The organism is Luteitalea sp., from assembly GCF_022842525.1.
Classification (GTDB): Bacteria; Acidobacteriota; Vicinamibacteria; order Vicinamibacterales; family Vicinamibacteraceae; genus Luteitalea.
The window spans coordinates 1-14108 of record NZ_JALHPM010000027.1; the positions used below are offsets into that span (position 1 = coordinate 1).

At 69.7% G+C, this 14108-nt stretch carries 13 protein-coding genes; 11 read left to right on the top strand and 2 right to left on the bottom strand.

All coding sequences use genetic code 11. The annotated features are described in order from the left end of the window. Positions 1–130: 130 nt before the first annotated feature. A complete protein-coding gene (locus tag Q0C41_RS07825; RefSeq protein ID WP_291982547.1) occupies positions 131–1150 on the bottom strand; it encodes a D-cysteine desulfhydrase in 1020 nt (339 codons plus the stop codon). A 437-nt stretch (positions 1151–1587) separates the two neighbouring features. Here Q0C41_RS07825 and Q0C41_RS07830 point away from each other — a divergent pair, with 437 nt between their 5' ends. From Q0C41_RS07830 to Q0C41_RS07880, 11 genes are all read left to right on the top strand, one after another. After that, entirely contained in the window at positions 1588–2628 is a 1041-nt protein-coding gene (locus Q0C41_RS07830) for an ABC transporter substrate-binding protein (RefSeq protein WP_291982549.1), read from the top strand. After that, positions 2625–3416 (top strand): ABC transporter ATP-binding protein, encoded by a 792-nt coding sequence (locus tag Q0C41_RS07835; RefSeq protein WP_291982551.1) that lies wholly within the window; start codon positions 2625–2627, stop codon positions 3414–3416. Before Q0C41_RS07830 ends, Q0C41_RS07835 begins: the two co-directional genes overlap by 4 nt. A 2-nt stretch (positions 3417–3418) precedes the next feature. Further along, entirely contained in the window at positions 3419–4273 is an 855-nt protein-coding gene (locus Q0C41_RS07840; protein ID WP_291982552.1) for an ABC transporter permease, read from the top strand. Between the two features lie 4 nt (positions 4274–4277). After that, positions 4278–4985, top strand: coding sequence for a phosphoadenylyl-sulfate reductase (locus Q0C41_RS07845; protein ID WP_291982554.1), 708 nt, complete (start codon positions 4278–4280; stop codon positions 4983–4985). Then, a complete protein-coding gene (gene cysD, locus Q0C41_RS07850; RefSeq protein ID WP_291982556.1) occupies positions 4982–5875 on the top strand; it encodes a sulfate adenylyltransferase subunit CysD in 894 nt (297 codons plus the stop codon). Before Q0C41_RS07845 ends, cysD begins: the two co-directional genes overlap by 4 nt. Further along, positions 5876–7162, top strand: coding sequence for a GTP-binding protein (locus Q0C41_RS07855; RefSeq protein ID WP_291982558.1), 1287 nt, complete (start codon positions 5876–5878; stop codon positions 7160–7162). A gap of 9 nt (positions 7163–7171) precedes the next feature. After that, positions 7172–8848: an NADPH-dependent assimilatory sulfite reductase hemoprotein subunit gene (locus Q0C41_RS07860; RefSeq protein WP_291982560.1), complete on the top strand. Its 1677-nt coding sequence runs from the start codon at positions 7172–7174 to the stop codon at positions 8846–8848. A gap of 1 nt (position 8849) precedes the next feature. Next, positions 8850–9560 (top strand): bifunctional precorrin-2 dehydrogenase/sirohydrochlorin ferrochelatase, encoded by a 711-nt coding sequence (locus Q0C41_RS07865; protein ID WP_291982562.1) that lies wholly within the window; start codon positions 8850–8852, stop codon positions 9558–9560. Between the two features lie 2 nt (positions 9561–9562). Then, on the top strand, positions 9563–10393 hold the full coding sequence (gene cobA / locus Q0C41_RS07870) for a uroporphyrinogen-III C-methyltransferase (RefSeq protein WP_291982564.1): 831 nt from the start codon (positions 9563–9565) through the stop codon (positions 10391–10393). 158 nt (positions 10394–10551) lie between these two features. Next, a complete protein-coding gene (locus Q0C41_RS07875; RefSeq protein WP_291982566.1) occupies positions 10552–11574 on the top strand; it encodes a Gfo/Idh/MocA family oxidoreductase in 1023 nt (340 codons plus the stop codon). Further along, entirely contained in the window at positions 11555–12241 is a 687-nt protein-coding gene (locus tag Q0C41_RS07880; RefSeq protein WP_291982568.1) for a LamG domain-containing protein, read from the top strand. Before Q0C41_RS07875 ends, Q0C41_RS07880 begins: the two co-directional genes overlap by 20 nt. 221 nt (positions 12242–12462) lie before the next feature. Here Q0C41_RS07880 and Q0C41_RS07885 read toward each other — a convergent pair whose 3' ends face one another. Then, entirely contained in the window at positions 12463–14061 is a 1599-nt protein-coding gene (locus Q0C41_RS07885) for a Gfo/Idh/MocA family oxidoreductase (protein ID WP_291982570.1), read from the bottom strand. Positions 14062–14108: the final 47 nt, after the last annotated feature.

Here is a 14108-nt window from a genome sequence, read left to right on the forward strand (position 1 = left end):
CTGCATCCGGCGGTTCTACGCCACCGTTTTGCCCGGCGCAAGGCCGGCGAGCAGGCCGCTCACCCGCCGAGTGGCCCGCGCAGCCGGCCCGAGCTGCCCACGCTATTCCCGGAAGGACCTGAATTCTGAATCATTCGAGCAGGACCTGCTCGTACGCGAACATGCCCGGCAAGCCGCCGGTGTGCATGAAGAGCACGCGCTCGCTGTCGCGGAACTGGCCGGCGCGGGCCATGCCGATCAGGCCCGCCATGATCTTCCCGGTGTAGACCGGATCCAGCAGCAGTCCCTCGCTGCGCGCCAGCCACTGCACGGCCTCGACCATCGGCCGATTGGGTACCGAGTACTTCGGCTGCCAGTAGCCCCCGACGCACTGCACGGCCTCCGCCGGCGCCGTCACTCCCGTGCCGAGCAGATCGTGGATGGCCTGCGCTTCACGCTGCACCAGCGGCACCTGCAGGTCCGGGTCGCGGCTCACGCCGATCCCGGTCAGCGCGATGTCGTAGCGATGACCGAGCACGCCGGCGAGCATGCCCCCGTGCGTGCCGGAGCTGCCCGACCCGACGATTACGTGGTCGAAGTGCATGCCCGTCTCGAAGCTCTGCGCCATCAGTTCCTGCACGCACGCCACATACCCGAGCCCGCCGATGGCATTGGAGCCGCCGCCCGGGATGATGTAGCCACGCCTGCCCTCGGCCGCCAGCGCCTCGACCTCACGCTGCATCTCAGCCGCCATGTCGGTGCCCGCTGGCACCACCCGCAGCGACTCGACGCCCATCAACCGGAACAGGAAGTGATTACCGCTCCCGTCCTCGCGAAAGCTCCCGGGCACACGCTCTTCGATGACGAAGCGACATCGCAGCCCCTCCTTGACGGCCGCCGACAGCGTGATGCGGCAGTGGTTGCTCTGCGGCGCGCCACACGTGATGAGCGTGTCCGCCCCCTGCGCGAGCGCATCGGCCACGAGGAACTCGAGCTTGCGCGTCTTGTTGCCACCGGGGAACAAGCCGAGCTGATCGTCCCGCTTCACCCAGACCTCGGGGCGATGCCCGGCCGGACACTCGGCCGCCAACGCAGCCGTGAACCTCGGCAGTGGTTCAATCGGAGAGGGACCGACGGTGTACCGACGGCGAGCGAAGCGCGACAGATCCATGCGCGCCATTGTCGCTCAGCGCACACCCGGCTCTACGGTTTCCGACTCACGACTCCCGACTCCCGACTCCCGGTTTCCGGTTTCCCGTTTCCGGTTTCCCGTTTCCCGCCGACTTGCGTCATATGACACCTGCCGCCCTTGCACCTCGCTGCCGCCCGACGCAGGATGAGCGCATGCAGCGGAACGTGACTGCCGGGTCGAGCATCAGCAGGGGGCGTCGTATGTGCGCCTGTTGTTGTCGCGCCCTGCCTCTGGCTTCCGCTCTCGATGTCCCCCGCTGCCTGGCCTGTTGTCGCTGACACGCCACCCTGCTCGGAGCATTCGCGGCCCGGAAGCCTCCCTTCCGGGCCTTTCTGTTTGTGTGGCCACGCCCTCGAGCGCGGTCACCCCGCTGGCGCCCTCGCCCTCGCCTGACGGGGCACCCCAAGGATCACGACGTGTTGCTGCGCCTGCTGCTGGTTCTGTCCCTCGTGCCCGTCGTGGCGTGCGGCTCGTCGTCTGCACCCGCAAGCGATGGGTCCGTGACGGTGACCGTCGCACACCTGCCCAACCTGACCAACGCCACGGCCCTGGTCGCCGTAGCCGATGGTCGCCTGCGCACGGCACTTGCCCCGCACACGCTCGACGTCACGCCCTTCAGCGCCGGCCCGCAGTTGATCGAAGCGCTGCTGGCCGGTGAAGTCGACATCGCCTATGTCGGCCCGAGCCCGGCCCTGAACGGCTTCGTGAAGAGCCGCGGTGCCGCCCTGCGCGTCATCGCCGGCGCATCGAGTGGAGGCTCCCTCTTCGTCGTCCGCCCGGAGGCGGGGATTCGCACACCGGCCGATCTCGCCGGCAAGCGCATCGCGACGCCACAGCGAGGCGGCACGCAGGACATCGCCCTGCGCTTCCTCGTGAAGGGTGCTGGCCTGCGGACCTCTGATGAGGGCGGCACGGTCGCCGTGGTGCCGATGCAGCCGGCCGACATCCTCACCGTGTTCCAGCGCGGCCAGATCGATGGCGCCTGGACGGCCGAACCGTGGTGCACGCGCCTGATGCAGGAGGCCGGCGCCACGGTGTGGTTCGACGAACGCACCCGGTGGCCGGAGGGGCGCTTCGCCACCACGCACGTGATCGTCGCCACGCCCTTCCTCGAGCGCCACCCCGACATCGTCCGCGCGTTCCTCCGGGCCCATGTGGAGGCGACACAGTTCGTCGTCGATCATCCGGCGGACGCGCAGCGCGTCGTCAACGCCGAGATCAAGCGGATCACCACCGCGGCGTTGCCGGCGCGGGTGCTCGAGACGGCGTTCCGGCACGTGGACTTCACCTGGGATCCGCTGGCCGACACGGTGGCCGTGATGGCCGACCATGCCCATCAGCTCGGGTTCCTCGGCGACGCCGCGCCCGACCTGCAGCAGCTGTACGCCCTCGACCCGCTGAACGACGTGCTGCGCGAGAAGGGCCTGCCGCCCATTGGCGCCGGAGGCCCGCGATGAGTACCGGGCGCGCCCTGCACCTGCGCGGGGTCCAGAAGACGTACGTGAGCGGCGACCGGACGGTCGACGCGCTCGCACCGACGGATCTCGACGTCGAGCCAGGCGAGTTCGTCTGCCTGCTCGGTGCCAGTGGGTGCGGCAAGTCGACGCTGCTGCAACTGGTGGCCGGGCTGGAGCCGGCCACGAGCGGCACCATCACCGTGGACGACACACCGGTGGCGGGTCCCTCCTCGGACCGCGTCCTGCTCTTTCAGGATGCGGCGCTGTTCCCGTGGCTCACGGTCGAAGACAACGTCGCCTTCGGCCTGAAGCACTCGACGCGGCCGGTGGACGACCAGCGACAGGTCGCGCGTGACTGGATCGCCCGCGTCCACCTGCGCGGGTTCGAGGGGGCGTACGTCCACCAGTTGTCCGGGGGCATGCGACAGCGCGTCGCCCTCGCGCGGGCCCTCGCCACCGATCCGTCGATGCTGCTCATGGACGAACCCTTCGGCGCCCTCGATGCGCTCACGCGCGACCGCCTGCACGAGGAACTCGAGTCGCTGTGGGCGGCGACCCGCAAGACCGTGCTCTTCGTCACCCACAACGTCCGCGAGGCCGTGGCCCTGGGCGACCGCGTCCTGGTCTTCTCGCCACGCCCAGGCCGCATCGTCGCCGACGTGCGCGTCACGCTGCCCAGACCGCGCTCGCTCGAAGACGTCGCCGTGATGCAGCAGGCCGCCGACCTGATGAAGGTCCTGCGGCGCGCCCTGGACGCCACCACCGATGACTCGCGGATCGAGGCCTGACCATGGACATCCACACCCACACGCTCCCGGCGCCCACGACCCTCGACACGGCACCGCCGCGCGCCCGCGACCGCCGCCTGACCCGCCTGCGCCGCTCGGTGCTCGCGCACCGCATCGTCTTCTTCACGGTGCTGCTCTGCGCCTGGGAGTTGGTCTCGCGTGTCGGTCCCTGGCCCGACTACCTGATGCCCGGCCCGCTCGCCGTCGGCCGCGCCCTCGTCGCCGGGCTGCGCAACGGCCTCTTCGTGCACGGCGCGTCGGTCAGCCTGGTGCGCCTGCTGATCGGCTACGGCCTCTCGCTGGTCGGCGGCGTGGTGCTCGGCACCCTGCTGGTGCGCTACACGGCCCTGCGCAACACGGTCGGCACGCTGATTGTCGGGCTGCAGGCGCTGCCGAGCGTGTGCTGGCTGCCGCTGGCCATCCTGTGGTTCGGGTTGAACGAGCGCGCCATCATCTTCGTCGTCGTCATGGGCTCGCTGTTCTCCGTCGTGCTCGGCGTGCGTGACGGCATCGCCAACACGCCACCGATCTTCGTCAAGGCGGCGCGCAATCTCGGCGCGACCGGCGTCCGACTGTACACCGAGGTGGTGCTGCCGGCAGCGTTCCCGACCATCCTGGCCGGGCTCAAGCAGGGCTGGGCGTTCGCGTGGCGATCGCTGATGGCCGCCGAGCTGCTCTACTTCTCGCTCTCGCTCGGCAATCTCCTGCAGACCGGTCGCGATCTCAACGACGCCGCGCAGGTGATGGCCGTCATGACGCTGATCATCCTCGTCGGCGTCACCTTCAACCAGCTGCTCTTCGCCCCGCTCGAGCGACGCGTCGCCGAGCGCTGGGGCTTCGGCACCACCCGAGCCTGAGATCATGCCCATGCCCACCGTGCACGACATCGATGCCCTCGCGGCCGACCTCGACACCCTGGACCTGACGGGACGCCTGCGTCGCGTTGCCGAGCGCTTCCCCGGGCGGGTCGTCTTCTCGACCTCGCTCGGTCAGGAGGATCAGGTCATCACCGACGCCATCTGGCGCGCCGACCTGCCCATCCGCGTCTTCACACTGGATACGGGCCGCCTGTTCGAGGAGACCTACGCCCTGATCGACGCCACCCGCGCCCGGCACGGCCGCCCCATCGAGGTGTTCTTCCCGGACACGCCGGAGGTCGAAGCGCTGACTGGCGCGCGAGGCCATCACAGCTTCCGCGAGTCGGTCGAGTTTCGGAAGGAGTGCTGCCACATCCGCAAGGTCCGGCCCCTCCAGCGGGCCCTGCAGGGCGCCGAGGTCTGGATCACGGGCCTTCGCCGCGAGCAGTCGGCCAATCGCCAGACGATGCGGGTGATCGAGTGGGATGAGGGCTACGAGCTGCTCAAGTGCAACCCGCTCATCGACTGGGACACCGACGCCATGCTCCGCTACCTGACGGCCCACGACGTGCCGCAGAATCCCCTGCACGCGCGCGGCTTCGTCAGCATCGGCTGCGCCCCCTGCACCCGTGCCATCGCCGCCGGTGAGGATCCCCGCGACGGCCGCTGGTGGTGGGAGACCTCGAAGAAGGAGTGCGGGCTGCACCGATGAGTACGTTCCCCCTGGAACTGGCCGACGAGGCCATCTACATCCTCCGCGAGACCGCCGCGCAGTTCGAGCGACCGGTGATCCTGTTCTCGGGCGGCAAGGACTCGATCGTCGTCACGCATCTGGCCGTGCGCGCCTTCGCGCCGGCGCCGGTCCCCTTTCCTCTGTTGCATGTCGACACCGGCCACAATTTCGAGGAGACGCTGGTCCATCGGGACCAGCTCGCCGCCACGCTCGGCCTGCAATTGATCGTCCGGTCCGTGCAGGATTCGATCGACCGGGGTCGGGTCACCGAGGAACGTGGTCGATACGCGAGCCGCAACGTGCTGCAGACGGTGACGCTGCTCGATGCCATCGAGGAGCTCAAGCTGGACGCCTGCATCGGCGGCGGGCGGCGCGACGAGGAGAAGGCCCGCGCCAAGGAGCGCATCTTCTCGGTGCGCGACGAGTTCGGGCAGTGGGACGCCCGGCGCCAGCGCCCCGAATTGTTCGACATGCTCAACGGCCGCATCGCCCCGGGGCAGAACGTCCGCGTCTTCCCCATCTCGAACTGGACCGAGCTCGACGTGTGGGAGTACATCCGCGCCGAGGACATCCCCCTGCCGTCGCTCTACTTCGCTCACGAGCGCCAGGTCTTCGACCGCGACGGCCTGCTGTGGGCCGATTCGCCGTACATCAACAAGGGGCCCGACGAACAGCCGTATCGCGCTCTGGTCCGGTTCCGCACGGTCGGTGACATGACGTGCACCGCCGCGGTGGCCTCCAGCGCGGTGACCCTCGACTCGGTCATCGCCGAGATCGCCTCCTCGAAGGAATCGGAACGCGGGGCTCGCATCGACGACAAGCGGTCGGAAGCAGCCATGGAACAACGCAAGCGGGAAGGGTACTTCTAGATGGATCTCCTCCGTCTCGCCACGGCCGGGTCCGTGGATGATGGCAAGAGCACGTTGATCGGACGACTGCTCTACGAGACCGGGTCGGTGATGAAGGACCGACTCCAGGCGATCGAAGCGGCCAGCCGGCGTCGCGGCGCCGAGGGTCTTGATCTGTCGCTGCTGACCGACGGCCTCATCGCCGAACGCGAGCAGGGCATCACGATCGACGTCGCGCACGTGTATTTCGCCACGCCGCGGCGCCGTTTCATCATCGCGGACACGCCGGGCCACGTCGAGTACACGCGGAACATGGTCACGGGCGCCTCGACGGCCTCGGTCTCGGTGATCCTGATCGACGCACGCAACGGGCTGGTCGAGCAGACACACCGGCACCATTTCATCGCGGCGCTGCTGCGTATTCCCACCGTCGTCGTCTGCGTCAACAAGATGGACCTGGTGGACTACAGCCAGGCCCGATTCGACGCCATCGCCGCGGCCTTCCGCGCGATGGCCGCGCCGGTGCAATCCGCCGGGCAGGTGCTGCACATCCTGCCGGTGTCGTCGCTGCACGGCGAGAACGTCACCACGCCGTCGCCACACCTGGCCTGGTACACCGGGCCGACCCTGCTCGAGCTGCTCGAGACGGCCGACACGCATCAGCGCGCCACGCTGCCGGCGCGGCTCCAGGTGCAGCGCGTGCTGCGTCCACGCCACGAGGGCGCCATCGACGTGCGCGCCTACGCCGGTCGCGTCGCGAGCGGCACCTTCGCCGTCGGCGACGACGTCGTGGTCCAGCCGGGCGCCCGGCGGAGCCGGATTGCCAGCCTGACCCGGCACGGGCGCGTGATCACCCGGGCCGAAGCCGGCGACTCCGTCAGCCTCGAACTGACCGACGACATCGATGTCGGCCGAGGCAGCGTGCTGGCCTCGCCCGACCGGCCCCCCGAGCCGAGGCGTGCCTTCGACGCCACCGTGTGCTGGCTCGACGAACAGCCGCTGCGCCCCGACCGCGTGTACCTGCTTCAGCACGGCGTTCACCGTGTGCGTGCGAAGATCACCGCCATCTCCGGGCTGATCGACGTGACGACACTGCAGGCGACCACGACCGTGCCGGGCCCGACCGAACTCCGGCTGAACCAGCTCGCGACGGTGGCGGTGCGGCTCGGCGAACCCATCCACGCAGACGCCTACGCGGACAACCCGCCCAATGGCGCCTTCGTGATCATCGATACGGACACCAGCAGCACGGCCGGCGTCGGCTTCGTCTCCGCGGCAGAGACGCTGGCGGCCGATCCGCTGCTGTAGGAGCTCGACATGAGCAAGCTGAACGTCGAACAAGTGAAGGCCGAGAGCCAGGGGCTGCGTGGGCCACTGCCCAGCGATCTGGAGAGTGCCGACGCCTTCCTGAGTGAAGCCGGCAAGGTCCTCATCAAGTTCCACGGGTCGTACGAGCAGACGAACCGGGACAAGCGTGGCGCGGCGGCCAAGGAGTACATCTTCATGGTGCGCAGCAAGCTGCCGGGCGGCCGCCTCACCGCGCAGCAGTATCTCGCGCACGACGACATCGCCACCCGCTACGGCAACGGCACGCTGCGCATCACCACGCGGCAGGGCATCCAGTTCCACGGCGTGGTGAAGGGCCACCTGCGCGACACCATCCGCGACCTCAATCACGCGCTGGTCACGACCTTCGGGGCCTGCGGCGACGTCGTCCGCAACGTCATGTGCTGCCCCGCGCCGAGCGACGACCCGCAGCGGGTCGTCGTCCAGCAGATCGCCGATGCGCTCAGTGCCGCGACGCTGCCCAGAACGAAGGCTTACCACCAGATCTGGGTGGACGGCGAGGCCATCGTGGCCGACGAGGACGACCCGCTCTACGGCACGACGTACCTGCCGCGCAAGTTCAAGGCGGCGATCGCTTTCGCCGGCGACAACTGCATGGACATCTTCACCAACGACGCCGGCCTCATCGCGTTGTTCGATGACGATGGGACGCTGGCCGGGTTCAACGTCGTGGCGGGCGGCGGCATGGGCGTGACCCACAACAAGGAGGCGACGTTCGCGCGGCTGGCGGACGTGGTCGGCTTCGTCGCGCCGGAGCATGCCGTCGACGTCATCACGGCCATCGTCACCGTCCATCGCGACTTCGGCGATCGCACCAACCGCAAACACGCCCGCCTGAAGTACGTGCTGGAGGAGTGGGGCATCGAGAAGTTTCGCGAGGAGCTTCGTGCTCGCGTGCCGTTCACGATCGAGCCGCCGCGCCCGATGCCCGCCTTCGTCGTGCACGACCATCTCGGCTGGAATAGGCAGGGGCCGGACCTCTGGTCGATCGGCATCCCGGTGGACAGCGGGCGCATCGGCGATGTGGGCGACGAGCGCCTGCGCACCGGTATTCGCGCGGTGGTGCAGCAGTTCGGGACGGATGTCCAGCTCACCGCCCAGCAGAACATCCTGCTGTCGGGGATTCGCACCGCCGATCGTGAGGCCGTCGAGGCTGTCCTCGAGGCGCACCAGGTGGTGACGGTCGGGCAGATCAGCGGCGTGCGCCGCAACAGTCTGGCCTGCCCGGCACTGCCGACCTGCGGCCTGGCCATCAGCGAGGCCGAGCGGGTGCTGCCGCGCGTGATGGCCGACATCGATCAGGCGCTCGACCAGGTCGGTCTGCCGGGGCTGCCCATCGTCTTCCGCATGACCGGCTGCCCGAACGGCTGTGCGCGGCCGTACGTCGCCGAGGTGGCGCTGGTCGGTCGATCACTGGACAAGTACCTGCTCTATCTGGGCGGCGATGTCGCTGGCTCGCGCCTGGCGCGGCCGTTCCTCGACCTCGTCCCGATCGGTCGCGTGGCGGCCACGCTCACGCCGTTGCTGGCGGCGTTCCGCGACGACCGGCGCGAGGGCGAGGGCTTCGGCGACTTCTGCGACCGCCTCGGCTTCGACGCCCTCAAGGGACTGGTGGCGGCGGCAACCGACGCGCAGCCGGTGGGGTGACATGTTCTACCCCATCTACCTCGATCTGCACGGACGCCCCTGTCTCGTGGTCGGCGGTGGGCCGATTGCGACGGGCAAGGTGCGCGGCCTGGTCGAGGCCGGAGCGCTCGTGACGGTGGTCGCTCCAGAGGTCAGCGCCGACGTCGTGGCGTGGAGCGACGCCCGGGTGCTGGTGTGGCACCCGCGGACCTTCGTGCCGGACGACCTCGACGGGCAGTTCCTCGTCTATGCCGCCACCGACGACCGCGAGGTCAATGCGCGCATCTACCGCCTGGCGGACCAGGCCAATCGCGTCGCCAATGCCGTCGACGATCTCGATCACTGCAACTTCATCGCGCCGGCGGTCGCCCGGCAGGGCGTCGTGCAGGTGGCGATCTCGACGGCGGGCACCAGCCCGGCGCTCGCCAAGCAGATTCGCGATCGGGTGCAGCACGAGGTGCTGACGCCTGAGACCGGGGTGCTGGCCGACTACCTCGGGAGCTGGCGGCCGGAAGTGAAGCGCCACATCGACACCTACGCGCGACGCCAGACCCTGTGGGAAGGCGTGCTCGAAGGCTGCGTGCCGTCGCTGCTGGTGGCCGGCGACACGGCACAGGCCGACCTCGCCATGCGCGAATACCTTCGTCGGGCGGCCGCACCGCACGACCCGCACGCGCGCTGCGTCGTGCATGACGATCGGCCCGACGTGTGCCGGGCCTGCAAGGGAGTCTGAACGTGAACGACGGCAAGGTCATCCTCGTCGGTGCCGGCCCCGGGGCCCCGGATCTGATCACGCTGCGCGGCGTCGAGGCCCTGCGCCGCGCCGATGTGCTGCTCTACGACCGCCTGACCCACCCCGCGCTGCTCGAGCACGCGCCCGCCCACGCCGAGCGCGTCTACTGCGGTCGCGCGCCGGGTGCGCCGGGCGACGACCGGCAGGAGAGCATCCACGACCTGATGGTGCGGCACGCCCGCGCCGGTCGGGTGGTGGTGCGCCTGAAGGGCGGCGACCCGTTCGTGTTCGGCCGCGGCGGCGAGGAGATGATCGCGCTGGCCGAAGCTGGCGTGGCCTTCGAGGTCGTGCCCGGCGTGACGTCCTCGATCGGCGTTCCGGGCACCGCTGGCATCCCGGTGACGCATCGCGGCGTGTCGGCCGCCTTCGCCGTGTTCGCGGCGCATGAAGCCGACGATGCGCCGGGGCCCGCCGTCGACTGGCACGTTGCGGCGCGCATCCCCACCGCCGTCTTCCTGATGGGGGTGGAACGCCTGCCGACGATCGTCGCCCGATTGACCGCACACGGCCGTCGCGCCGACACGCCGGTGGCGGTGATCGAGCGCGGGACGTTCGAGGATCAGCGCATCACGATCGGCACGCTCGGCACCATCCTCGCCCGCGCCAAGGACGTCCGCCCGCCCGCCACGATCGTCGTCGGCGACGTCGTGACGGTGCGCGAGACGGTGCTGGCCCTGCAGTCGGGTCAGCCGGCCTGGCAGGTCGCTGCCACGCTCGCCCCGCGTGAGGTGGCACCGACGCGCCTCACCACGCGCACCCGTCGTCACGCCTGACTCGGATAGACTGCACCACGACGTTGGCGACGTCGGTGGGCGGGCCCGCGAGGGTAGGGCCGGCTCTCTGAGCCGGCCGTCGCGGGACGAGGGTAGGGCCGGCTCTCCGAGCCGGCCGTCACCGACGATCCACCTGTCTACCCAGGAGCGGAACGCACATGGCGGTGAGAGTCGGGATTGTCGGAGCGGGCCTGTGGGGCGGCAACCATGCCGTCGCGCTGACGGATCACCCCGGATGCACGGTGGCGGTCGTCTGCGATCGCGACGCCCATCGGGCCCAGGTGCTGGCCGAGCGCTGCGGCTGCGCCTGGACGACCGACCTCGCGGAGGTGGCGGCCAGTGACGTCGATGCCGTGACCGTCGCGACCCCCGACCACCTGCATGCCGAGCCAGTGCTCACGATGCTGGCGGCCGGCAAGCACGTGCTCGTGGAGAAGCCGCTCGCCACGACGGTCGCCGAAGCGCAGGCCATGGTCGAGGCCGCCGACGCCGCGGGCCGCTTCCTGATGGTGGACTTCCACGCACGCTGGCATCCGCTCTACATGGGCGCCAAGGCCTACGTCGAGCGCGGTGAGCTCGGCGCGCCGGTGATGGCGTACGCCCGACTCAGCGACACCATCCACGTGCCGACCTCCATGCTGTCGTGGGGTGGCCAGAGCGGCCCCGAGTGGTTCCTCTATCCGCACACGATGGACCTGATCCGCTGGCTGTTCCAGCGCGAGCCGGTCGAGGTCTACGCCAAGGGCACGCGCGGCGTGCTCGAGGGTCGCGGTATTCCCTGCTGGGACACGATCCAGGCGCTGGTCGAGTTCGAGGGAGGCGCCATCTGCACGTTCGAGACGTCCTGGATCGTCCCCGACAGCTTCACCAACGTCGTCGACAACCGGATCACGGTGTACGGCGAGCGCGGGGGCCTCGAGATCAAGAACGAGCCCTCGTTGTGGGCCTTCACGGACCGCTACCACACGCCGTTCTCCTCCACCGCCGTGACGCGGTACGGCAAGGCGTGGGGCTATCAGTACGAGCCCATCCGCTACTTCGTCGACTGCGTGGCGAAGGGCGTGGCGCCAGAGAGCACCGGCCGCGATGGCCTGATCGTGACGGCGATGATTGCCGCGACGCTGCAGTCGCTGGCCGAGAAGCGGCCCATCCGGATCACCGATGTCCTGCCGTCGCGCTGACCTGCGTCGGGTCGGCAGCGTGATCGCGCTGGTAGCGGGAGTGATGACGATGACCGGGAGCGGACCGATGGCGCAGGACCTCGCCGAGGTATGGACCTTCGATCGCCTCGACAGCCTCGGGGGGCATCCGACGACCGTGCTCGGCAGCCCACGGGTGATCGACACCCCGCTCGGCAAGGCCATCGAGTTCGATGGCGTGGACGATGCGCTGCTGGTGGGCGTGCATCCGCTGGCCGGAGCGGCGACGTTCACGTGGGAGGCGGTGTTCCGTCCCGATGGCGGTGCCCGCGCCCAGCGCTGGTTCCACCTGCAGGAGGACGGCTCGGACAACCGCATGCTGTTCGAGATCCGCGTCGCCGGCGCGCAGTGGTTCCTCGACGCGTTCGCCTACAGCAACGGCCAGGAGAAGGCGCTCATCAACAAGGACGCCCTGCACCCCCTCGGACAGTGGCACCACGTGGCCGCCGTCTACGACGGCACCACGTACAGCAACTACGTCGACGGTGTGAAGCAGCTCGACTTCCCGATCGCGCTGGCGCCGCAGAAGGCCGGCCGCACCTCGGTGGGCGTCCGGGTCACGCTGGTGGACTACTTCAAGGGCGCCATCCACTCGTCGCGCTTCACGCGCCGCGCCCTCACCCCCGCCGAGTTCACCGGCGTGCGGTGATTCGGGTGCGCGGGGCGGGGCGTGCGTCGTACGTCGAGGTGTATGCGTCGACCTGAAGGTCGACGCCTACAGCCGCACCCGGAGGGTTCGACACGCCTGTCGCCGCTCGTGACTGCTTCCAGTCACCGTGCACCCGCGACGCGTGGCAGTGATCGACGGCTCCGCCGTCGACTGTAGCGGTCGACCTTCAGGTCGACCGTTCAGCATCCAGCATTCGGCATTCACAGAGCCCACCCCGTCCGATACTCCCGCGTCAGGAACTGGTTGGCGTTGGCGTTGTGGGTGACGCGCATGTTCGCCGCGTCGTAGTGGATCTTCGACCGCGCCCGCAGCGACACCAGCCCGAGGAGCATGATCTCGTGCAGGTGCGCTGCGTACGAGAACGGGCTCGACAGCGTGTCCTGGCCCTTGATCGCCCGGATCCAGTTCATCTCGTGGCCCTGGTGCGGCACGCGGGCCAGCCGCTCCCGCGGGGCGCCGGTGGTGTTGTGCAGGCTGGCGGGCAGCAGGCGTGTCGGCATGCCTTCGTTGCAGAGCAGCTTCCCCTTCGTGCCGACGTAGAGGATGCCGCCGGACGCCACGAGCCGGGCGTCACCCTCGAGTTCCTCCGGCGTGGGCGGCATGAAGCCGCCGTCGTACCACGTCAGCCGCACCGCAGGGCGAGTCCCCTTGGCCGGGAAGTCGTAGTGCGTCATCGTCGCCAGCGGGAACGTCACGTCGTTGAACGGCGTGGACGTCGTCTCCACCGTCGTCGGCAGGTCGAGGTCGAGGGCCCAGACCGGGAAGTCGATCAGATGGGCGCCCATGTCGCCGAGTGCGCCCTGCCCCCAGTCCACCCAGCCGCGCCAGTTGAACGGGTGGTAGAGCGGGCTGTACTCCACCGCCGGCGCCACGCCGAGGAACAGGTCCCAGGACAGCGTGGACGGTGGCGGCGGCGTCCCAGCCGTCGTGTTGACGGCGGCCTGCATCAGTGACTGCTGGCTGAGGCGCCCGCCGCGCCCCTCGGCCGCTGTCGCGGACGGGCGCGGGATGCCCTGGGGCCAGATCGGCCGGTTCGTCCAGACGTGCACCTGGGTGACGTCACCGATGACGCCGGACGTGATGTAGTCGACGCCGCGGCGATTCTCGTCGGCCGAATGCCGCTGGTTGCCGCACTGGGCCTGCACCTTCGTCTCGGCGGCACGGCGCGCCAGATGCCGCGACTCCGACACGCACCACGCCATCGGCTTCTGCACGTAGACGTGCTTGCCGAGGTCCATCGCCGCGGATGCGATCACCGCATGCATGTGGTCGGGAGTGGCGATGATGACCGCGTCGATATCCTTCTGTTGCGCCAGCATCTCGCGATAGTCGGCGTACTTGCGGATGCGCGACGACGACGCGACGAACTTCTGGAGGTTGGCGGCGGCGTCTTCGGCGGGCACGCGCGCGTTGGCCTCCGCTTGTGCCTTCGTGCTGCCCCAGTCCTGCCACGCCGCCCAGCCCGGCGTGGCCGGGCGAGCAACCGGCCGGCTCGGCGCGCCAGGCGCCGCCTCCTGCCCCCAGCGCGCGATGCGGGCATCGAGCAGCGCCATGTCCACGTCGCAGAAGGCGACGATGTTCTGGCTCATCACCGCGCGCGTGTTGCTCGCGCCCATGCCGCTGACGCCGACGACGGCGACGTTGACCGTGTCGCTCGGCGCCTGCAGGCCGCGCCCGAGCACGTGCCTCGGCACGATCGTGACCGCGGCGCCCGTGCTGGCCGCCTGCGTGAGGAACTGGCGCCTCGAGATGTCGCGGACCGGCGTCGTGACTGGACGGGACTCGTCGTGCGTGCTCATGGGTGCTCTTCGCGGGGGTAGGGCCCGTTCTCCGAACGGGCCGACAG

Bases quoted from the DNA above. Each gene is read 5' to 3' on its own strand.
- Q0C41_RS07835 (WP_291982551.1), top strand. From the start codon at position 2,625: ATGAGTACCGGGCGCGCCCTGCACCTGCGCGGGGTCCAGAAGACGTAC.
- cysD (WP_291982556.1), top strand. From the start codon at position 4,982: ATGAGTACGTTCCCCCTGGAACTGGCCGACGAGGCCATCTACATCCTC.
- Q0C41_RS07885 (WP_291982570.1), bottom strand. From the start codon at position 14,061: ATGAGCACGCACGACGAGTCCCGTCCAGTCACGACGCCGGTCCGCGAC.
- Q0C41_RS07840 (WP_291982552.1), top strand. From the start codon at position 3,419: ATGGACATCCACACCCACACGCTCCCGGCGCCCACGACCCTCGACACG.
- Q0C41_RS07875 (WP_291982566.1), top strand. From the start codon at position 10,552: ATGGCGGTGAGAGTCGGGATTGTCGGAGCGGGCCTGTGGGGCGGCAAC.
- Q0C41_RS07860 (WP_291982560.1), top strand. From the start codon at position 7,172: ATGAGCAAGCTGAACGTCGAACAAGTGAAGGCCGAGAGCCAGGGGCTG.
- Q0C41_RS07825 (WP_291982547.1), bottom strand. From the start codon at position 1,150: ATGGATCTGTCGCGCTTCGCTCGCCGTCGGTACACCGTCGGTCCCTCT.
- Q0C41_RS07845 (WP_291982554.1), top strand. From the start codon at position 4,278: ATGCCCATGCCCACCGTGCACGACATCGATGCCCTCGCGGCCGACCTC.
- Q0C41_RS07880 (WP_291982568.1), top strand. From the start codon at position 11,555: ATGTCCTGCCGTCGCGCTGACCTGCGTCGGGTCGGCAGCGTGATCGCG.
- Q0C41_RS07855 (WP_291982558.1), top strand. From the start codon at position 5,876: ATGGATCTCCTCCGTCTCGCCACGGCCGGGTCCGTGGATGATGGCAAG.
- Q0C41_RS07865 (WP_291982562.1), top strand. From the start codon at position 8,850: ATGTTCTACCCCATCTACCTCGATCTGCACGGACGCCCCTGTCTCGTG.